Source organism: Spirosoma endbachense (assembly GCF_010233585.1).
Classification (GTDB): domain Bacteria; phylum Bacteroidota; class Bacteroidia; order Cytophagales; family Spirosomataceae; genus Spirosoma; species Spirosoma endbachense.
In genome coordinates, this window is sequence record NZ_CP045997.1 from 7,627,810 (window position 1) to 7,648,472 (window position 20,663).

A 20,663-nucleotide genomic window follows, 5' to 3' on the forward strand; every position below is an offset into this window, starting at 1 on the left:
TAAAATGGATTTATAATCAAGGCCTAAAATCATATATCTTTTTCTAAAAAATAAAATTGAATACGCTTTTTTTGTATCCGAATTAATAATTATAGTCTTCATCGTGTCAAATATTTTCTATAATTGTTAGCCTGAGATACTAATATATAAATAGACACAGTATATTCGCACCTGGGTTTCATTATACGCATATAAAACAGACTGTCTTCATGAAAGCAACGCAAATTCGGTTCTTCTCTCCGCTGGAAAATAATAAACCTAAGGAGAAAAAGGCTAAAAAATCGGCGCCTGTCACGGGCTATATTTCTTCGGCAGGTAAGCTTGTTTTTCCAGCCAAATCCGTAGCACAATTAGCTTTCGATCCCGAAAATACCAAGTTTAAAGTAGGTGTTCAGGAAGGAAAGCGAAAAATAAAGTCGCTTTATGTAATTCCTGCTACTGATGGTCAGGAAGGTGCATTTGAACTGGAAAAAGCTGCTAAAAGTTACAGCGTTTCTCTACCTGTTATTTTGCAGAAAAGCGGAATCGATTATGCCGATTCAAAATACGTTTTTACAATCAAACCATTCGATTACGAAGATGGTGTCGTAGGTTATGAATTATTGCTAAACGATCAGGCTCCCAAACCAGCTTATACAGGAAAACCACGTGGCCGCAAACCTCAGAACAAGGCTGTGGAATAGTAACCTGGCTACACAAAGGCTAATTTGTAACTGTATATAGCATATGCTATACTCCCCCATGACGATGCTGTTTATGGGGGAGTGAATAAACCTAAACGAAAAACAGGTTCAACTCCAATTCATAGTTTGGCCTGTATAAAAAATGTAATATTTAAATCATAAATTAGTATTTTGTTTATCATTAATCCCTAATAGTAAATTTAATATATTCAATAAATAGAAAGGGGAAATAAATAAGTCCCGTACGATAACTTTACGTTATTGTCGATCCCTTATAATCCCTACTATGAAACTTCTTATCTTGATAGGTATTCTATTGGTTGTCTTTATATTAGTCAATCTTGTTTATTACCGGGTTACATTCAGAAGCCAGTGCCCAGTTTGCAAAAAAGCTACTGCCCTGGATCGAACAACCCGCCCAATCATCTTTAAAACGTTATTCTTCTTCTTGTCAAGCAAAGGATATGTCTGCTATGCCTGCATGAAGCACTTTGTTCGAATTGGTTAATTCGTTCGACAAATAAATTAGTTGATGATGGTTCCTATTTTTAGTGAAATTTTCCTAATTTCATCTGGAAACGGAATGACTGCTTCTGTTTGGGAATAATCAACAGAAAGGTTGCCCGAACGAAGGGGTTGTATTCACTAATTTATACCAATACACTATGATTGAATGTAAAGTAGGCGAGTGGAATGGACAAATCGTTGACTTTCTTGTTATCCAGTTATGACTCGAAACAACCTCGACGATCTGATTGCACAGGGTGAAAACACTCGTTTAGAATTTAAACGCTCGATCTCATCGGCAAACCGTATCGCCAGAACACTGGCTGCTTTTGCCAATACGTCGGGTGGTACATTACTGATAGGCGTCGCCGATAATGGGAAAATTGTCGGTGTCCCCTCCGAATTTCGGGAAGTCCATAAAATTGAAGATGCGACTGATCAGTTCGTTGAACCGGCTTTATCGGTCAGTTACGAAACGTTAACGCCCGATGGCCGAATTGTTTTGGTCATTCATGTGGCCGAAAGCGCAGAAAAGCCTCACTATGCTGTCGACGAATCGGGCCAACGAACAATATACGTTCGGGCAAAGGATAAGTCAGTTCCTACAAACAAGCTGATTATTACGAAGGAAAAGGCCGATGTCCATGAATTAGTGAAGTCACCCATGACGCGGACATTGATTCAATACCTTCGCAAAAATGAGTACGTTACTCCTGAACGGTTTGCCAAACTGATCAACATCTCAGATTATCGGGCGGGTAAAATGTTGCGACTATTAGCTGTTCAGGGATTGTTGCTTATGATTGACAAACCACGACCGGTGCGCTATGCATTGAAGCTCGCGGAATAATCGTGTTGTATCTTTGCGTGCACTATGACGTCGGAACAACTTATTACGAAGGATACAATTACCGCTTTTTTTGCCGACCTGCAGGACCGGATTTGTCAGTCGCTGGAGGAGGCCGATGGTGCAGGCCAGTTTCGGACCGACGCCTGGGAGCGGCCGGGTGGGGGCGGAGGGCGCTCGCGAACTCTAGTAGACGGGGCCGTAATTGAAAAAGGAGGTGTTGGCTTTTCGGCAGTATATGGTGAGGCAACCGAAGCCACGTTGCGTTCACTAAACCTAACCGAACCGGCCGAGTTTTATGCCACAGGCGTTTCAATTGTTCTCCATCCACGCAATCCGATGGTGCCGATCATTCACATGAATGTCCGGTATTTTGAGATGAGTAGTGGTCAAAGCTGGTTTGGTGGAGGCATCGACCTGACTCCTCATTATGTTGTTGAAGAAGATGCACGCTGGTTTCATAAAAGTCTGAAAACCGTATGTGATCGGCATGATGAGGCTTATTACCCCAAATTCAAAACCTGGGCCGACGACTATTTTTATATTCCGCATCGGCAGGAAACGCGCGGAATCGGGGGTATTTTCTTCGATTACCTAAAACCGGTTGATGCTGCCCATAAAGCTGATCTGTTTGCCTTCGTGCAGGATGTCGGAAATGCATTTGCACCTATCTACACGCATTTTATGCATCAGAATCGCGACCTTTCTTTTGGCAATCGCGAAAAACAATGGCAGTTGCTGCGTCGCGGACGTTATGTGGAATTCAATCTGGTCTGGGACCGGGGGACTAAATTTGGCCTTGAAACCAATGGTCGTACGGAGTCTATATTGATGAGTATGCCACCCCAGGCGAACTGGACCTACGATTTTCGTCCGGAATCCGGTAGCCGCGAAGAAGATACGCTGAACTGGTTGCGGAAAGGTGTGCACTGGGCATGATATTGAACGTTCAGGCTTTGGTAGGCAAACTGCTTCCCAAAACCTGAACGAAGCCAATTACCTACTGACGACTTAGCGAATGGATCAGCAGAGCAATCAACTTGAACTGTATGCCCGACCAGCCACTGGTGTACGGTCGGCAATTCGGCACATCTATTCATTCTGGTCGGGAGTCGAGCAGCCAGCGGAGCGCGTTTTATTGCCGAATTTTCAGGCTAGTATTATCTTTAATTTCGGGCGGCCTCATACAATGCAGGTCGGTTCTAAGCAGAATGCGACGTTTACTCTGAATCGGGTTGCTATCATAGGCCCGATCAAACAGGCAATACGCTTCCAGAGCGAAGCAGGGGCAGATATGCTGTCTGTCAATTTTTCATTTGATGGATTCTATCGGTTTTTTAACCTACCCGTTCAGGAGCTTAACGGTCACGTGGTCCATCCCGACGATCTATTGGTGAAAAAATGCTTCAGCCTGCTTTGGGAGCAATTGATGGAGGCCACTGATCATCAGGATCGAGTCGCAATTGTCAACAAATTTGCCGAACCCTATCTGAAGGCAGGAGATAATGCCCTGAACCATGTGGCTGATCTCATCACCTTGTGTCAGAAGCAATTGCACCTGAATCCAGTCAAGCTGATGGCTAAAGAGCAACGGGTTTCGGAGCGGACGGCGCAGCTTCGATTTCAGAAATACGTTGGATTTTCGCCAAAAGAGTTTGCGCGCTTTGTGCGTTTTCAGCGGGTACTAAACGAACTTCAGACAACTGCCCGTTCTCAGCCCGACTGGTATGATTTTGTTGAACGAAATGGCTATTATGACCAAAGCCACCTGATTCATGATTTTGCACATTTTGTTGGCCAATCTCCTACGCATCTCCTTCATGAGTTGGGCAATGAGCGGTTGTATTGCGCCCCCTATGCGTTACCGTGATTGCATGCTGCTGTTGGCCAATTGAGTGAAATCCCAGGGCTGGGCAGGATCATAGCGTAAGTGGCCATGCTCAATTGTGAGGGGACTGTCGATGTTATTGAAGTAAAGTTGCCCGGTTCCCAAACCCTGTGGAATGAGATTTTTAAACTGGGCCGTATATTGAGCAATCGCATTCAGGCCAATATTCGATTCCAGTGCCGATGTTAGCCACCAGCCAATATTAAGCCGACCGGCCACCTCGACCCATTCGTCGCAATGACGCAGCCCACCCAGCAAGGTTGGTTTCAGAATGATAAACTGCGGTTGTATTTTTTTTAGCAATCGAAATTTGTGAACATACTCCATCTGGCCGATGAGTTCTTCATCGAGGGCAATCGGTAGGGGCGAATTACGGCAGAGTTCGGCCATGAGATCGGGTTGACCGGCCCGAATGGGCTGTTCGATAGAGTGCAGCCCAAAGGTCGCTAGCCGGTCAAGCTTTTTCATCGCTTCGTCGGGGCTGAACGCACCATTGGCATCTACTCGGAGCGTAATCTGTTCGGGCGTAAATCGCTCCCGAATCATGGCCAGAAGGTCACATTCCTGCTCGAAATCAATCGCGCCTATTTTTAACTTGAGCGTGGTGTAGCCATCCCGTAATTTATCCTCAATTTGCTGGCGCATGAATTCCGGGCTACCCATCCAGATTAATCCATTGATCGGTAAAGTGCGATGCCCATTTGTGAATTCGGTTTCGTGAATGATCCGTCGGCCACCAGCCAGAAAATCGAGCATGGCTGTTTCGAAACCAAAGAGTATACTAGGAAATTGAGGGCTGATCAGTTGGTTAAGAACAATGGAGACATTCCAGCTAAACAACTGCAAATCGAGGTCATTAAACTCCTGGCAGTTCAGGGACAGTTGCTCCTCAAAATCCGGACGGTCATCGTAGCTCAACCCTTTTAGCGGACCGCACTCGCCATAACCAATAACTGAGGGATCTTCATCGTCGATTAGCCGAATAATATAGGATGTTTTTTCCGTAAGAATACCACGCGACGTACCCGCTTCGAAACGAAAATGCAAGCTGTATTTCAGGTAGTCGGCTCTGAGACTCATTGTACCAGACGGTATGGCGGGGGTTCACAATCCTAAAAGTACTACTTTTGGCTGCTCAATAAAGTCAATGTTACGAAATTATTAGCGAAGCAATTGGTCACTCTTATACTACTCCTGCCATTTAGCAGAATCTATGGGTTAATTACCGATATTCGTAATTGGTTGTATGATAGGAAATTATATTCAAGTTATGAATCCAGTTCCTGTGTAATCGCTGTTGGGAACCTTACCGTTGGCGGTACAGGAAAAACTCCCATGATTGAATATTTGATTAAACGGCATCTGACCCCAGACTCAATTTTACGCCCTGAAGTGGCCACTTTGAGCCGAGGGTACGGTCGGCGCACAAAAGGCTTTCGGATAGCTACTGATCTCGATACGGCCGAAACCATCGGTGATGAGCCGTTACAGCTTTACCGAAAATTTAAACACCGGGTACGGATTTTTGTTGGCGAACAGCGGGCCGAAGCTATCCGGCAGATTCTGGAAACATACCCCGAAACGAAACAGATTCTGCTGGACGACGCCTTTCAGCACCGGGCGGTTCGGCCAAACCTGAATCTGATGCTATCCGAGTATAGCCGGCCGTTTTACAACGATCATCCCTTTCCGGCGGGCCGTTTGCGTGAGCGACGGCATGGGGCGCAGCGGGCCGATGCGGTCATTGTAACCAAGTGCCCTGATTCACTGTCCGCAGCCGAGCAAGCGAAAATTGGAGCAAACATTCGTTCGTACATTCGTGAAGGTACGCCCCTGTTTTTTGCCGGATTACAGTATGGGCAGCCCATTTCCTTTGCCGACAATAAACCGGTAAGTAGTCTTCAATCGGTGGTATTGGTATCGGGTCTGGCCAATGCTGTTCCGTTGGAGGGCTATGTTCAGCAAACGTTTTCGATGAAGAAACATCATCGCTTTGCCGATCATTATGCCTATTCCCGTACCGATCTCGATCAGTTGTTCGATACGCTAAGTCCGGATGATTCGTTACTGACAACAGAAAAAGACTGGGTGAAAATTGATGCCCTGCTCACCGCCGACGAGCGACGTCAGCTTCCGCTGTATTATATACCGGTCGAAATGGCATTCTTGCCCGGTTATGAAGCCGAATTTGAAACACTGGTAAATGGTTTTCTCCTTAAAAATACTTAATCGAAGGCCTTCTATTCCGGGCATCCGGCGGTTTTGGCGTACTTTTGACTTGATGAATCGAAGCGTACTTTTTCTTTTCTTTTTTATAAGCCTGACGCTTACCGTTCGGGCACAGCAGTTTCCGGGGACAACGCAGCAGCTACCGGGTGGTTTTGGTCAGTCAAACCGCCCAGGAAGTACCTCCAGTGCTAGTTTTGGTGGTATCGACGATACGACGAAGGTCATTTATGGACCCAAGTCGACCCGCTACATGCTGGAAGCGGATATTTTTAACAACCGGAAGAAACTCTACACCATGGATACGACCATGGATAATGTTCATCAGTTTCTGTATGTCCAGCGAAGTCAGAACCAATTTCAGGACTTAGGCAATCTGGGTACGCCCATGAAGGATGTGTATGTGCCGGTGCCTCAGCAGTTAGGTGCGCAAACAGGCTATTCGGTTTTTTCGCCCTATGCCTATCAGACGATGCAGGTGAAATATTTCGACACCAAGTCGCCCTTTACGGATATGTATCTGGCACTTGGCGGACATAATCAGAACATCCTTCGGTTTGATTTCTCCCAGAATATTTCGCCCCGCTGGAATGTAGGCTTCAATCTGCAGCGATTCACGTCCCAGAAACAGTTTGGCACCAGTGGCGCGAATGATCCAACTAAATTGCTGGCGCAAAACTGGGGATTTCTGGGCCATACGAACTACCGATCGAAAAATGATAAATACACCCTGCTGCTGCATTTCATCAATATGCACCATACTATTTCCGAGCAGGGGGGCGTATTGCCAGGCACTAATCTCGACGGATCGAAAAATATTTATGCCTATACCGGTGATGCAATATTGACGGGTGGCGCTTTAAACCTGCCGGACCCACAAGGCAGCGACATTCGAAATGACTGGCATATTTACCATCAATATGTGCTGGACCAGGGATTTCAGGTGTATCATCGGCTCGATTATAACCGGCATAAAAACTATTTTCAGGACGATACACTGGCGATTAATAAAGCTTTCTACCCCGCAATTCTGGGCGATACATCGCGTATCGAACAGGATGCCCGCTTCCGGTTGCTTGAAAACCAGTTTGGGCTAAAGGGAATCTATAAACGGGGCCAATCGGCGTTTAACTACCGGGCTTATCTTCGAAGCCGGATCTATGGCCAGTATACGCGCTACAACACCGCCCGAACTAATTATAACGAATACGAAACCCGCCGGGTCGAGACGTTTCTGGGCGGGTGGCTAGGGTATTATTTTCCCGACAGTTTATCACAGGTAACGGCTGAGGCTGAGTACCAGGTTGGGGGTGGGTATCGGCTACAGGGCCAGTTTGAGAGTAAGTATCTAACGGCTGGCTATTCGTCTATTTTTGCCAATCCGACGCTGTTGCAGGAGCGTTTTCAGAGCCATATTTTCTTCTGGCGCAATAACTTCAGTCTGCGAGGCTATAACCATGCGTATGGGAAGCTTAATCTACGCTATAAGAAATTACAGTTGCAACCGGGTCTGGACTATTACCTGCTCAGTAATTACGTCTATTTCGACACGGCCGCTGTGGCTCGGCAGCTAAGTGGTTCATTTAGCGTGTTACGAACGGGGCTGGGTTATCGCTTTGAAATTGGTAAGTTCCTGGCGTCCGGGCAGGCCTATTACACGGTTCAGTCAAGGCGGGATGTCTTGCGGACACCACCGTTTTTTATGAATGCTCGCTTTCAGTATGAGTTGCTGTATGCCAAAGTGCTCTACATTCAGGTAGGGGTTGATCTGCATTACAAGTCGCCCTATTATGCCGATGCCTATATGCCTGTCACTCAGCAATTTTATATTCAGAATACAAAACAGGTTGAGGGATATGTGCTGGCTGATGTCTTCGCCAACCTGCGTGTGAACCGAACCCGGTTGTTTGTTAAGTTTTCTCATGTCAATCAGGGGGTGTTTCAGCCGGGCTATTTTGTCGCTCCTGATTTTCTTCCCATGCGCCGGAGTTTTGCTTTCGGCGTCGATTGGTATTTGTTTGATTAAGTAAGTAGGGTAGCAACTGCTGGTTTCTCTCTTTAGCTAGTATATTTAAGCTTATTTTTAAGAGTACTCATAATAATCTCAACTTTTTGCATGGACCCCTTTCAGATTAAGAAAGCCCCGGCACAATTCGATGTAGTCGTTGTCGGCTCTGGCGCTGGGGGCGGCATGGCCGCCTACACACTTGCTAAGGCCGGCGCTAAAGTCGCGTTGCTGGAGGCCGGTGGCTATTTCGATCCAGCTGATCCTAAGTATATTACGCAACTGAAATGGCCCTGGGAGTCGCCCCGTCGTGGTGCTGGAACGACGCGTGCATTTGGTGATTTTGATGCCGCATGGGGTGGTTGGCAGATCGATGGTGAACCCTATACGACCGCTAAAGGGACCGAATTCCATTGGTTCCGGTCGCGGATGCTCGGTGGGCGTACGAACCACTGGGGCCGTATTTCACTCCGGTTTGCACCTGATGATTTCCGGCGTAAAAGCATGACAGGCGTTGGTGAAGACTGGCCAATTGGCTACGATGATCTCAAACCATTCTACGACCGCGTAGACCGTCTTATCGGGGTTTTTGGCTCGGTTGAAAACATGCCGTCTGAACCAGATGGTATTTTCCTGCCCCCGCCTAAACCGCGTTTGCATGAGCTGATGATTCGGAAGGGAGCCAGAAGTATTGGTATTCCGGTAATTCCGTCTCGTTTGTCCATTCTTACCAAACAGATTAACGAAGAGCGCGGCCAATGCTTTTATTGTAGCCAGTGTGGGCGGGCATGTCAGGCTTATGCCGATTTCTCTTCGTCGTCGGTACTGGTAAAGCCAGCGTTGAAAACCGGCAACGTTACCCTCATCAACGGGGCCATGGTTCGCGAAGTGCTTACCGACACCGCAACGGGTCTGGCAACGGGCGTTAGCTACGTGGATACGCTGTCGCTTCAGGAAAAAACAATCATGGCGAAATCGGTCGTGCTGGCAGCCAGCGCGGGCGAAACGGCCCGTTTGTTGCTTAACTCGAAATCAAGCCGTTTCCCGCAGGGGCTGGCCAATACGAGTGGCGTTGTTGGAAAGTATATCAACGATTCGACCGGAGCCAGCCGATCGGCGTTTGTGCCCGCGCTGATGGACCGCAAACGCTACAACGAAGATGGCGTTGGTGGGATGCACGTTTTCACACCCTGGTGGCTCGATAACAAAAAACTTGATTTCCCGCGCGGTTACCACATTGAATACTGGGGTGGCATGGGTATGCCCGCTTACGGATTCGGCTGGGGTGTTGAAGCGATGAATGGTATGATTCCCGGTCGCGATGGTAAAATGAAACCGGGTGGTGGCTATGGTGCCAGCCTGAAAGATGATTACCGTCGTTTCTATGGCGCGTATGTTGGTATGGCAGGCCGGGGTGAACCAGTCCCGCTTGAGAGTAACTACTGCGAAATTGATCCGAACGTTGTCGATAAGTACGGTATTCCGGTGCTTCGATTCAACTACAAATGGTCGGACTATGAGGTGAAACAAGCCAAACACATGCAGGATACCTTCGAAGAAATTATTCATTCGATGGGTGGTATTGCGCTTGGTAACAAACCCGGTCCTGAGAACAGTTATGGACTGGAAGCACCCGGCAAGATCATTCACGAAGTTGGTACTGCCCGCATGGGTAATGATCCTAAAAATTCGGTTTTGAACAAATATCAGCAGGCTCACGATGTGAAGAACCTATTCGTAGTCGATGCTGCGCCATTCCCGTCCCAGGGCGACAAAAACGTAACCTGGACGATTCTGGCCAGTTCAATGCGTACATCGGAATACTTAATTGATCAGGTAAAGAAGAAGAATATATAAATTTTCGGTCATGAAACGCAGAGACACCCTTAAAGCCTTTTCCCTTGCCGGCTTCGGTCTGGCAGTTTCGCCAGTAGAAGCAGCCGTGCCAGCACCGCCTGACGTTAAACCGCTCAAAATTCCAGGCGGACGGCAGAAGTTCGAAGCTGAGCGCGATGCCAAACTGAATGCCGAAAAGTTTTTTACACCCCACGAATTGCAGACCGTTACTGTGCTGTCGGATATCATTATCCCTGCCGATGAACGGTCGGGTAGTGCGTCGCAGGCGGGTGTTCCCGCTTTCATCGAGTTTATGATGAAAGACCAGCCCAGTAATCAGACACCGATGCGGGGTGGTATTCGCTGGCTCGACAATACCTGCGTCAAACGCTATGGCAAACAGTTTGTGTTGTGTACAAAAGCGCAGCAGATCGATATGATTGAGCAGATCGCTTACCCCAAACTGGCTAAGTCCGACATGACCCAGGGCGCATCGTTTTTTTCGATGATGCGGAACATGACGGCAACCGGCTTTTTTACCAGCCAGATGGGCGTTAAAGACATCGGTTATGTTGGTAACGTTCCGAACCAGTGGGACGGTGTACCGGCAGATGTTTTGAAACAATACAACCTGGCCTACGAAGAGCGCGAGCTAACGCAGGGGAAATAGAATCAGGTGTTAACAGAGCGCGGCCTCATTCATTGAATGAGGCCGCGCTCTGTTATAATGGTCAGCTCGTTTTTCCCTGTTTTGTTACTGCAGATGGAACAGAATTCCTTTTGTAATCTCATCCAGTTTTTTGCTTTCTACGTTCATGCAGATGACCACACACAATTGTTTATCCGGGAAACGGGCAAACCAGGTTTGAAATCCCGGCTGCCCACCCGAATGCATAATCTGCTGACCCAGAACCGGATGCTGCCGTAAAAACCAGCCAAAGCCATAGGTCGTACCGGATCTAAACTCAATCAATTGCCCGTCTGGAGTACGGGCGGGCCGAAAGGCTTCATCCTGAATCGCTTTGGGCAGGAGTTTATAATTGCTCAGGGCATCATCCCACTTTTTCAGATCACCAGTTGTTGAAATGACCGACCCGTCGCCGTAAAAATCGCCGAGGTAGAATACAAAATTCTGGTCAGGCTCGAGGTGTGCTGGCTTGAGTGTATTGTTACGGCGTAGATAGCCGGTTGCCAGATTCTTTGCCTTTATGCGTCGAATATCCGTGACCAGCAGGGCCTCTGTGTCGTTCATGGATGCTGGTTCGAACAGGTATTTGCGCAAAAATGCCTGATAATTCATCCCGGATAGTCGTTCGATGAGGGTTGCCAGTAAATCGAATCCGATGTCGCAATAAATCCATTTTGTGCCAGGAGCTGCCTGAAGCGGCAACTTATGTTCAGCTAAATAAGCCAGCATGTCTGCGTTTCCGTTCGATTTTGAGGTATCCAGCTTCGGCCTGATCTGCGTCCAGAAATCGGGTAGCCCCGATGTGTGGGTGAGCAAATGACGGATTGTAATATTCGGATACGGAAAGGTGGGCAGATAGGTCTGCACGTTATCATCGTACTGGAGCTTGCCAGTTGCTTTTAATTGCATAATGGCATAAGCCGTAAACTGTTTTGACACCGACGCAATTTGAAACTGTGTCAAACTGGTAAGCGGGCGTTGTTTATCAACGTCTGCCATGCCATAGCTTCTGGAAAGGATCACTTTTCCATGTTGAGCAATCAGAATAGTACCATTAAGCTCCTGTCGATTGTAATAAACCTGTAGCAGTGAGTCAATCGAGGCTACATTCTGTTGAGCCCGACAGCAAACCAGTGGAGAAACCACAAGAAGCAGGACACTGTAAATGCGTTTTAGCATGATCGTGATGGTATGAGACTCAACTGGATTTCCGTGAACGCTACTTTTTAGGCTCAAGCAAATCCCATAAGTTGCCATACAGATCTTCGAAAACGGCGACTGTGCCATAAGGATGCTCAACAGGTGGCCGAACGAATGTGATGCCTGCCTGCTGCATGGCCTCATAATCGCGCCAGAAATCATCGGTGTACAAAAAGAGAAAGACGCGCCCACCCGTCTGGTTCCCCACCCGGCTTTTTTGATCTTCACCGTCTGCTTTGGCGAGTAATAAACAACATTCCGATGAACCTTTGGGGGCTACCCGAACCCATCGTTTTGTTTCACTTAAAATGGTATCCTCCAGCAGATCGAAGTTGAGCTTATTGGTGTAAAAGGCTATAGCTTCGTCATAGTCATTGACAACGAGAGCAAGATGGGCAATGTGTTGTTTCATGCGTTGTTCGGTTAACGATTAGGTGGCTCAGAGTGGTGCAGGGATTTATCGAATCAATTCGTAAATTCGGCAATATCGGTTATCTCGCCGTTCCAGCCATGGGTAGCCTCCGTTTTATTCGTAATTCACATCCACTGATTATCGGCTCGTGAATCACCAGTTATTACCATAAAAAAAGCCGGTTCATCGACCGGCCTTAAAAATAGTATTCTGTTTTTAAACTAGAGCATATCGACAGCTTCCGCAACCTCCATCAGCCCATCGGCGTTGACGGCGGTCAGGTGAACGGGTAGCGTTTCATTAATAAGCAATGGGTCATATTTGGCAACCACACGAACGTAGTTTTCGGTGAAGCCCTGCATCATCCCGTCGGCAATATCTTCTTCAAACAGAACTGTAGCATCACGACCCACCTGCGAATCGTAGAAAGCACGACGTTTCTTATCCGACAAAATATGCAGCATCTTCGAGCGATCGGCGCGAACATGGCCAGGAACTACCGGCCTGATCGATAATGCGGTGGTATTTGGCCGTTCGGAATACGTAAAGACGTGCAGGTACGAAACCGGCAACTCGTTCAGGAACAGGTATGTTTCTTTAAAGGCTTCTTCTGTTTCGCCGGGGTGGCCCACAATCACATCCACACCGATGCAGGCATGTGGCATCAATTCCTTTATTTTCTGAACCCGGTCGGCATACAATTCGCGCTTATATCGACGGCGCATCAGCCCCAACACCCGGTTGCTCCCCGATTGTAACGGTACGTGAAAATGGGGAACAAACCGCTTCGATTGGGCTACAAAGGCAATAATCTCATCGGTAAGCAGATTCGGTTCGATGCTCGAAATCCGGAAACGCTCAATACCTTCGACCTCATCCAGTGCCTGAACCAAATCAAAAAACGTCTCTTGTCTCTGGATCGCCAGCCCGGTCCCATTGACTAGCCCGAAGTCGCCAATGTTTACGCCTGTCAGTACGATTTCCTTAACCCCACGTTCGGCTATTTCATTGGCTGCCCGCACCACGTTAGCAACTGTGTCGGAGCGGCTTTTTCCGCGTGCGAGCGGGATCGTACAGTAGGCGCATGGGTAATCGCAACCGTCCTGTACCTTCAAAAACGTACGTGTCCGGTCGTTGAGTGAGTAGGAAGCATGATAGTCGATCACCTCCTCAATGGGCGAGTTGAAAATCTGCCCGGTCTGACCCATGGGCACCTTTTCGAATGTCGACATGAGCTCGTGGAGCCGAAACTTTTCTGCCGCACCGAGTACCGCATCAACACCCGGAATCTCTGAAATCTCTTTGGGTTTCAGCTGGGCATAACACCCCAGAACGGCTACGTAGCCATCGGGGTTGATTTTTTGTGCTTCACGTACAATTTTCCGGCATTTTTTATCGGCATTGTCCGTCACAGAGCAGGTATTGATGATAAATATGTCAGGCTGTTGATTAAACTCTACCCGTTCATACCCATGCTGTTCCATCAAACGGGCGAGGGTAGAGGTTTCTGAGAAGTTCAGCTTACAGCCAAGCGTATAGAAGGCGACTTTTTTCACGATACGTAATTTCCTGTGCTGTGGCGGAGGGTGGGTAGGTATGCGTGCCATGGTTCCAAACCGTGGCACGCATACCTACCCACCCTCCGCCACAGCACAAACACACTGATTCTGCAAAATTACAAAAAAACAGCGGGGTGGGTTCCGTATTGTTTACTGAATGTCACCCAATTGACAAACGATCCGGTTCAGAGCCGTCCGTATCTTTCAGGGAAACGCCGGTAAGTTGCAGCCGAAAGGCCGAATCAACCAGCCACATCAACTTGCTGACGGCCACGGCAGGAGGGAGGCCCTGGTCGCGGATATTGGAAAGACAATTTCGACGTTCATCCGTCAGACCCGGTATGGGAGCGTAGGTAAGATACGCGCCCATACTGTCGAACGAACTAAGACCCGGCCGTTCGCCGATCAACATAATGACCAGCTGAGCCTGAAGAATATGGCCTATGTCGTCGCTGATTGCCACACGGCCCTGCTCAACCAGCGTAATGGGAGCGAATGTATAGCCCGCCAGTCGGGCCGTATCGATTAGCCTGCGAACGACCAGTGGTGCATAGGTATTGACCGCATTAGCCGAGAGGCCGTCGGCAATAATAATACTCAGCTGGGAAGGAGAAGCATTTAATTCGTGAAGCTGACGGGCTGATTCGTTCGCCAGTAACCTTCCCAGATCAGGCCGTTGCAGATAGATATCCCGGTTTGCTGCCTGACTATAAACACTGTAGATGGGTAATGCTGTATCGGCTAAAGCTTCCTGTAAACCACTATGATCCAGACATGAATAAACGGCGTCTTTGGCGTGGGCGTGAGCCAGATTGAATTGAAGCGACTCCCGAAGTGGAATCGAAACGCCTGTTCTGCCCAGGGCAATTCGGGCAGCTGTGTACGATTTCAGTGCTTGCCAATCGTCCGTTTCGGTTGCTATTTTTTTCGGTTTATTCATCCACCAATCAACTCCGCGTAAAATTGTTTTTGTACACTTGTCGACAGGCGATTTCCAGATGCGTCCATGATTCCTTGCCCAAGTAACCAGGCCTCAAATTCCGGAGCAGCCCGTAATCCCAGAACCCGGCGGAGGTATAACGCATCATGGAAAGACGTAGACTGGTAGTTCAGCATAATATCGTCGGCACCCGGTATTCCCATGATGAAATTAATACCCGCCACACCCAATAGCGTCAGAAGGGTGTCCATATCGTCCTGATCGGCCTGTGCGTGATTGGTATAACAGATATCCATTCCCATAGGTAATCCCATCAGTTTTCCGCAGAAATGATCTTCAAGTCCGGCGCGAATGATCTGTTTGCCGTCGAACAAATATTCTGGCCCAATGAAACCGACAACCGAGTTCACCAGAAATGGGTCAAAATGACGGGCAACGGCATACGCTCGAACTTCGCAGGTTTGCTGATCGACACCATGATGCCCGTTGGACGATAACGCACTTCCCTGACCCGTTTCAAAATACATGATATTCTGGCCAAGCGTCCCCCGCTTCAGCAACAATCCGGCTTCGTAGGTTTCCTGAAGTAGCGACAGGCTCACACCAAAGCTGGTATTGGCTTTTTCGGTGCCCGCAATCGACTGGAAGATCAGATCTACGGGTGCGCCCTGTTCAATCAATTGCAGCGTAGTTGTAATGTGGCTCAGCACGCAACTTTGGGTTGGTATCGAAAATCGCTCCCGTATGCTGTCGATCATGTGCAAAAGGCGGGCTGTTACGGCGGGGCTATCGGTTGCCGGATTGATCCCGATCATGGCATCACCACTGCCATACAATAGCCCGTCGATCATACTGGCGGCTATTCCTTTGGCATCATCTACGGGGTGATTGGGTTGCAATCGAACCGATAAATGCCCTCTCAATCCAATTGTATTCCTAAACTGGGTCACCACTTCACATTTCTTTGCCACCAGAATTAAATCCTGATTGCGCATAAGCTTTGACACGGCGGATACCATCTCGGGCGTCAGGCCGGGCGCGATTTGCCGGATTGCGATCACGTCGGCCGCGTCACTCAGGAGCCAGTCGCGCAGATCGCCAACGGTAAAATGGCTGATCAGCGAAAAGGATTCTGTGTAATGGGTATCGACAATAAGGCGGGTAACCTCGTCGGATTCGTAGGGAATGAGTACCTCATTCAGAAATGTTGGCAGAGGCACATCAGCAAGCGCCAGTTGGGCAGCCACCCGCTCTTCGTAACTCTCAGCCGCCAGCCTCGCCAGTACATCACCTGAGCGCAACGGACTTGCTTTGGCCAAAAGCGTTTTCAAGTCCTCAAATTGGTAGGTAAAACCCCGGATGGTATGCTGATAGCTCATGAACGTGGTTTTCGGCTTATGATTTTTCAGGTATGGCTGGCTGACGCGTCTGGTTAAAGAATAAACCCGTTGCTCGTCAGATTTGCATCAGTTCCTTGGTTTTTCGGTGTTTACCAAAGGCGTAGAAGAGAACGATAATGGCGATCAATCCAGCAAGAAACAGCAGACACAACCAACTATAAAAATAAATCATTGCGGCCAGAGCTACAATGGCCAGCAGCAGGGCTAATGCAGGAAATACCGGATAGAAAGGTGCTTTAAAGGGTCGGCTGAGAGTAGGTTCGCTCCGGCGAAGTTTAAATAAAGCCAGCATACTGACAATATAGACAACCACCGCGCCAATCGTTGAAAGAATAACCAGCTTGCTCGTATCCAGCAACAGCAACGCTAAAACTCCCAGAGCAGCACCAGCAACTAAGGCCCAGTATGGCACCTGCTGACGAGGGCTAACTTTTGACAAAACGACGGGTAAATAGCCGCTGCGGGAGAGCGCAAAAATCTGCCGGGAATAGCTGATAATAATGCCATGAAAGGACGCAATGAGCCCGAAGAGTCCAATACTGGCAAACAGTTTCGTCCACGGATTCGTACGGCCTAAAACCAGTCCAATTGATTCGGGAAGGGGATAATCAAGCGTAGATAGCTTTTCCCATTCGGCAATACCCCCTACACAAACCATGACCGCCAGAGCCAGGATCGTTAGCGTCAGCAGCGCGGAAATATACCCTTTTGCAATGGCATTTTTCTCGTTTTTGACCTCCTCGGCTACCATCGCGACGCCTTCCAGACATACATAAAGCCAGATCGCAAAGGGCAGTGCCGCAAATACTCCCGACCAGCCAAATGGCATGGGGTTATGCAGAAAATTAGCCAGTTTGAAATCAGGAGCAACGACGCCGATAAACAGAAGCAGTTCGGCAATGGCCAGTAGCGTCATAACCAGCGAAAACCAGGCTGCTTCTTTGATTCCGAGCAAATTGATCAGTGTGAATAAAATGTATGATCCGACTGATACCCCGACCACCGAAATGGATGGGTACAGAAAGTGAACATAGCTCCCCAACGCAAGCGCAATAGCCGGGGCGGCAAACAGAAACTCGATGAGGGTTGCATAGCCTGCCACCAACGCTCCCAGCGGGCCGAACGCTTTGAGTGCATACGCAAAGGGACCGCCCGCATTGGGAATCGATGTGGTTAGCTCGGTAAAGCTGAAAATAAAGGTGAAATAGAGAAGAGTAATGACAAGAGTTGCCAGTAAAAGCCCAACGGTTCCAGCCACCCCCCAACCATAATTCCAGCCGAAATACTCACCGGATATGACCAGACCAACCCCAATTGCCCATAAATGAATCGGTTTTAATGCTTGTTTTAAGGCTGGTTGTTCGTTGGCCATACTGGAAAGATGTAATTTGGTAAAGAGGGTATTTGAGAATTACTAGGCTAAACGTTTCCAGACTGACCCATCAGGGGGTCACTATAACCCGCTTTCCCGGTCTCAACGCGACCGGCATACCGTTGTTCAAAAGCGGCAAAACCAGCTACTTGCAGACTAAAATCATACCAGTTGTAGCTGTTTTTTAAATTCAGTACGATAGTGGTTTGGGCCGCTTTTGTACCCGCTTTTTCCAGGGTTTTCTGCTCACCTTTGGTTCGATAGGCATTGTCGGTAAGCTGAACCGAATAAGACCGTTGTGCGTCTGTGTTTTTGATTTTTATCAACACATTGCCCGTAAATTGGTTTTTCGCATCCCGTTCATAAGTACACGAAACCTCAATCGGCGGATTACCCGTTGCCCCCTTAAATTCGCGAAGAAACCCATTGGGGCCATAAACACGCAGGTGGTAAGGTTCGTTTAAGGGCCAGGAATCACTGAGTTGATCGCCGGGGGAAACCGTATAAGAACGAATCGCCACGTTATCGTTCATGAGCTGGTAGACCTGAAAAGGCGATCCGACTGCCCGTTTTCCGAAAACTTCGTTCCTGGCAGCCAACGTCAGCGTAAAGCGGTCATTGGCTGTTCGACCATCTGCATACAACTCGTAGGGAAGCGCATTGGCAGGACGAACGCCTTTTTCCTGCCGGGGCCAGTGCGAAGAAGCCATTGGGTCAGCATTGATCTGGCGAATCTCATCTGGACTAAAAGCTTTATAACCAGTTGGAACGGGCTTGAACTGGGCTTTATGAATGCTTTCAATGAACGCTTCTTTGGCGACGAAAGCGGGTAATTTAATTTTTTCGCCCTGATATGGCCGGAATGCCGACGTTAGATCGCCACAAACAGTGCGACGCCAGTCACTAATATTCGATTCCTCGATTTTCCGGCCTTTTTTATGACTCAGGAATTTTTCAAGAAACTGAAGCGTCGATGTATGGTCGAAAATCTCCGAACAGACATAACCACCCCGGCTCCACGGAGAGGCAATGACCAGCGGAACACGGTAGCCCAGACCAATTGGGCCGGTGCGCCCCTTGTTCTGACGTTTGACCTCCTGTTCTTTAGTAACAAACTCCAGCCGGGTATCGATGCTTTTACTGGTTAAACCCGTCTCAGGCTGGTCGGGGTGGGCCGGTACGTACGGCGGAACATGGTCGAAATAGCCGTCGTTTTCGTCGTAGGCCAGAATGAAAATAGTTTTCTTCCAGATGTCAGGATTCTGAGTCAGAATATCCATAACCTCCGAAATATACCAGGCCCCGTACCAGGGTGCGCCAGGGTGATCGGAAAAGTTTTCGGGCGCAACCAACCACGAAACAGTGGGTAGTTTTTGATTTTTTACATCGGCCCGAAATTGATGCAGCACATCGCCTTTGGGTACTTGTACTTCCCGCTTTATCGGTCCGTCCTGATAATCTAATCTGGTCAGTTTATGGTAATCCGGATCGTTGGCGTTGGTTGTAAATGCTTTTTCGCAAAGGTTTTTATCCCGCTGCGAGAGTTGCTTAAACTTCGCTGGCGTATACTTCACCAGATCCTCCTGAATGAGTTTCTGAAAGTGTTGCTGACTCGTTAATTCACGTTTCGTTTTTGCATAGTCTTTATCCGTTTCGGTCAGCGTTTTTAGTTTATCTTCCAGTGCCTTGATGCGTTCGGGTATGATTTTTTCCTGTTGCTGAATGAATGGATAATAGGCCGGGTGAAACCGAACGCGATACTGCGAAAACCACTCAATTGGGTTGTCCGTGAAGTTACTCAGCCAGGCATCTTCCTCACCTTCCAGGCCGGTAGGTAAGCTGATTTCATTTTGGTAAATTTTCCAGGAAATGCCTTCATCTTCCAGTCGTTCGGGAAAAGTCGTCCAGTTAACCTCCGCTTCATAATCTACGTTTTCATTGCGAACGTTGGCAATTGCCTGCGGGTTTTTGGGGTCTCGAACGGTGCCTGTCCAGAAAAATAACCGGTTTGGCGTTGTTCCGGTCAACGAAGAGCAGAAATTCTGATCACAAACGGTAAACGCATCAGCCAGCGCATAATAGAAGGGGAGGTCGTCGCGGTTATAATAGCCCATCGTTAAGGGCATGTTGGCATAATCCTTATTGCCCGACTTTTTGGAGTCCAGCCATTTATCCAGTTTTCCACCATTACGCGCATCAACCTGATCGGTCCAGGAGTGGGGGAGCGAACTCATCCAGGTCGCTTTTGTATCCCGGATATTAAGCCGGAAGGGAGCGTAGGTTTCGTTGGCCGCGTTGGTCTGGAGCCACACTTTGTTTTTGTTCGGCAGGTCGATGGCTCTTGGGTCATTAAAGCCACGAACGCCCTGAAGCGTACCGAATGTATGGTCGAAAGAGCGGTTTTCCTGCATCAGAATGACCACATGCTCGGCATCCAGATACGTTGTTCCGGGTTGAGGATCAATGGCAAACGCTTTTTGAATCGAAGTGGGCAATACGCCCGAAAAACCGGCTGTGCTTGACAGTAAGGCTGCTTTCTTTAAAAATTCCCGTCTGGAATCCATTACGTTCATAGGATGATTGATGGACAAAAGAGGCTATCCTGATTACACGGCTGACTCATGGACAATGCAAAATGATAGCTTGAGGTCATAAAAGTAAAGAAAGCGATCAACAGACTTTAGGGTTTCTTTTTACCAGTATGTTAACACTGTAAGCCTTTTGCTGGTAGCCGTGCCACTGCACGGCGGACCGTGGTTTGTTTGCGCATCACTAGTAACCGTGGCACGGCTACCAGCGAAAGTTCTACAGCGGTTTGGTAAAAGCAGAATGAATGCGCAAAATAATGCAGATACGAATTGTAGAGAAAGATCGGGCGTATTTTATTCCTGTAAGCTTCTTGTCAATTTAGGTAAAAATGGGTAAAAAGCTATTGCGTAGGCGCTATCAGGTTCATTTTTAAAGATGTAGTGCTTCTAACGGATGGTTTTCGTCATTCGATCTCCAAATTAGAGCTTCATTAATTTTTCTAATGAAATATGGCTATTTTCTGTACCAAACGAATTTTAATTATAATAATTCCATAAAATCCGTAAGAAAT

General features: G+C 48.1%; 16 protein-coding genes. 8 read left to right on the top strand and 8 right to left on the bottom strand.

The features are described 5' to 3' along the window. Positions 1-209: 209 nt before the first annotated feature. From GJR95_RS30990 to GJR95_RS31005, 4 genes are all read left to right on the top strand, one after another. Complete coding sequence (locus tag GJR95_RS30990; RefSeq protein WP_162389547.1) at positions 210-683, top strand: hypothetical protein; 474 nt, start codon at positions 210-212, stop codon at positions 681-683. Between the two features lie 727 nt (positions 684-1,410). Further along, positions 1,411-2,040 carry an AlbA family DNA-binding domain-containing protein gene (locus GJR95_RS30995; protein ID WP_162389548.1) on the top strand — a complete coding sequence of 210 codons (630 nt, stop codon included), beginning with the start codon at positions 1,411-1,413 and terminating at the stop codon, positions 2,038-2,040. A 24-nt stretch (positions 2,041-2,064) separates the two neighbouring features. Next, positions 2,065-2,976, top strand: coding sequence for an oxygen-dependent coproporphyrinogen oxidase (hemF, locus tag GJR95_RS31000; protein WP_162389549.1), 912 nt, complete (start codon positions 2,065-2,067; stop codon positions 2,974-2,976). 79 nt (positions 2,977-3,055) lie between these two features. Continuing rightward, on the top strand, positions 3,056-3,907 hold the full coding sequence (locus GJR95_RS31005; protein ID WP_162389550.1) for a helix-turn-helix domain-containing protein: 852 nt from the start codon (positions 3,056-3,058) through the stop codon (positions 3,905-3,907). Here the strand turns inward: GJR95_RS31005 and GJR95_RS31010 are convergent. Continuing rightward, the gene (locus tag GJR95_RS31010) at positions 3,899-5,005 is read right to left on the bottom strand and encodes an o-succinylbenzoate synthase (RefSeq protein ID WP_162389551.1); all 1,107 of its coding nucleotides are present in this window, start codon (positions 5,003-5,005) and stop codon (positions 3,899-3,901) included. The two genes, GJR95_RS31005 and GJR95_RS31010, sit on opposite strands and share 9 nt — an antisense overlap. Before the next feature lie 93 nt (positions 5,006-5,098). Between GJR95_RS31010 and lpxK the strand changes: the two genes are divergently transcribed. The 4 genes from lpxK (at position 5,099) to GJR95_RS31030 (ending at position 10,662) form a co-directional block, all read left to right on the top strand. Beyond that, entirely contained in the window at positions 5,099-6,154 is a 1,056-nt protein-coding gene (gene lpxK, locus GJR95_RS31015; protein WP_317167023.1) for a tetraacyldisaccharide 4'-kinase, read from the top strand. Positions 6,155-6,206: 52 nt separating this feature from the next. After that, positions 6,207-8,177 (top strand): putative porin, encoded by a 1,971-nt coding sequence (locus GJR95_RS31020; protein WP_162389552.1) that lies wholly within the window; start codon positions 6,207-6,209, stop codon positions 8,175-8,177. A 90-nt stretch (positions 8,178-8,267) separates the two neighbouring features. Continuing rightward, positions 8,268-10,013, top strand: a complete 1,746-nt coding sequence (locus tag GJR95_RS31025) for a GMC family oxidoreductase (RefSeq protein WP_162389553.1) — start codon at positions 8,268-8,270, stop codon at positions 10,011-10,013. A 10-nt stretch (positions 10,014-10,023) separates the two neighbouring features. Then, positions 10,024-10,662 (top strand): gluconate 2-dehydrogenase subunit 3 family protein, encoded by a 639-nt coding sequence (locus tag GJR95_RS31030; RefSeq protein WP_162389554.1) that lies wholly within the window; start codon positions 10,024-10,026, stop codon positions 10,660-10,662. An 84-nt stretch (positions 10,663-10,746) separates the two neighbouring features. Here GJR95_RS31030 and GJR95_RS31035 read toward each other — a convergent pair whose 3' ends face one another. The 7 genes from GJR95_RS31035 to GJR95_RS31065 form a co-directional block, all read right to left on the bottom strand. Further along, positions 10,747-11,859, bottom strand: coding sequence for a serine hydrolase domain-containing protein (locus GJR95_RS31035; RefSeq protein ID WP_162389555.1), 1,113 nt, complete (start codon positions 11,857-11,859; stop codon positions 10,747-10,749). A 40-nt stretch (positions 11,860-11,899) separates the two neighbouring features. Then, a complete protein-coding gene (locus GJR95_RS31040; RefSeq protein ID WP_162389556.1) occupies positions 11,900-12,292 on the bottom strand; it encodes a VOC family protein in 393 nt (130 codons plus the stop codon). A 221-nt stretch (positions 12,293-12,513) separates the two neighbouring features. Then, positions 12,514-13,899 carry a tRNA (N(6)-L-threonylcarbamoyladenosine(37)-C(2))-methylthiotransferase MtaB gene (mtaB, locus tag GJR95_RS31045; RefSeq protein ID WP_162389557.1) on the bottom strand — a complete coding sequence of 462 codons (1,386 nt, stop codon included), beginning with the start codon at positions 13,897-13,899 and terminating at the stop codon, positions 12,514-12,516. A gap of 112 nt (positions 13,900-14,011) precedes the next feature. Then, the gene (gene eutC, locus GJR95_RS31050; RefSeq protein WP_162389558.1) at positions 14,012-14,791 is read right to left on the bottom strand and encodes an ethanolamine ammonia-lyase subunit EutC; all 780 of its coding nucleotides are present in this window, start codon (positions 14,789-14,791) and stop codon (positions 14,012-14,014) included. Beyond that, on the bottom strand, positions 14,788-16,170 hold the full coding sequence (locus GJR95_RS31055) for an ethanolamine ammonia-lyase subunit EutB (RefSeq protein WP_162389559.1): 1,383 nt from the start codon (positions 16,168-16,170) through the stop codon (positions 14,788-14,790). The genes eutC and GJR95_RS31055 overlap by 4 nt, the downstream gene beginning before the upstream one ends. 76 nt (positions 16,171-16,246) lie before the next feature. Beyond that, positions 16,247-17,563, bottom strand: coding sequence for an ethanolamine permease (eat, locus tag GJR95_RS31060; protein WP_162389560.1), 1,317 nt, complete (start codon positions 17,561-17,563; stop codon positions 16,247-16,249). Positions 17,564-17,610: 47 nt separating this feature from the next. Further along, on the bottom strand, positions 17,611-20,127 hold the full coding sequence (locus GJR95_RS31065) for a phosphocholine-specific phospholipase C (protein WP_162391932.1): 2,517 nt from the start codon (positions 20,125-20,127) through the stop codon (positions 17,611-17,613). Positions 20,128-20,663: the final 536 nt, after the last annotated feature.

What these genes read in the sequence shown, in the direction of transcription:
- GJR95_RS30990 (WP_162389547.1), top strand. Translation starts at nt 210, where the DNA reads ATGAAAGCAACGCAAATTCGGTTCTTCTCTCCGCTGGAAAATAATAAA.
- GJR95_RS30995 (WP_162389548.1), top strand. Translation starts at nt 1,411, where the DNA reads ATGACTCGAAACAACCTCGACGATCTGATTGCACAGGGTGAAAACACT.
- hemF (WP_162389549.1), top strand. Translation starts at nt 2,065, where the DNA reads ATGACGTCGGAACAACTTATTACGAAGGATACAATTACCGCTTTTTTT.
- GJR95_RS31005 (WP_162389550.1), top strand. Translation starts at nt 3,056, where the DNA reads ATGGATCAGCAGAGCAATCAACTTGAACTGTATGCCCGACCAGCCACT.
- GJR95_RS31010 (WP_162389551.1), bottom strand. Translation starts at nt 5,005, where the DNA reads ATGAGTCTCAGAGCCGACTACCTGAAATACAGCTTGCATTTTCGTTTC.
- GJR95_RS31020 (WP_162389552.1), top strand. Translation starts at nt 6,207, where the DNA reads ATGAATCGAAGCGTACTTTTTCTTTTCTTTTTTATAAGCCTGACGCTT.
- GJR95_RS31025 (WP_162389553.1), top strand. Translation starts at nt 8,268, where the DNA reads ATGGACCCCTTTCAGATTAAGAAAGCCCCGGCACAATTCGATGTAGTC.
- GJR95_RS31030 (WP_162389554.1), top strand. Translation starts at nt 10,024, where the DNA reads ATGAAACGCAGAGACACCCTTAAAGCCTTTTCCCTTGCCGGCTTCGGT.
- GJR95_RS31035 (WP_162389555.1), bottom strand. Translation starts at nt 11,859, where the DNA reads ATGCTAAAACGCATTTACAGTGTCCTGCTTCTTGTGGTTTCTCCACTG.
- GJR95_RS31040 (WP_162389556.1), bottom strand. Translation starts at nt 12,292, where the DNA reads ATGAAACAACACATTGCCCATCTTGCTCTCGTTGTCAATGACTATGAC.
- mtaB (WP_162389557.1), bottom strand. Translation starts at nt 13,899, where the DNA reads ATGGCACGCATACCTACCCACCCTCCGCCACAGCACAGGAAATTACGT.
- eutC (WP_162389558.1), bottom strand. Translation starts at nt 14,791, where the DNA reads ATGAATAAACCGAAAAAAATAGCAACCGAAACGGACGATTGGCAAGCA.
- GJR95_RS31055 (WP_162389559.1), bottom strand. Translation starts at nt 16,170, where the DNA reads ATGAGCTATCAGCATACCATCCGGGGTTTTACCTACCAATTTGAGGAC.
- eat (WP_162389560.1), bottom strand. Translation starts at nt 17,563, where the DNA reads ATGGCCAACGAACAACCAGCCTTAAAACAAGCATTAAAACCGATTCAT.
- GJR95_RS31065 (WP_162391932.1), bottom strand. Translation starts at nt 20,127, where the DNA reads ATGGATTCCAGACGGGAATTTTTAAAGAAAGCAGCCTTACTGTCAAGC.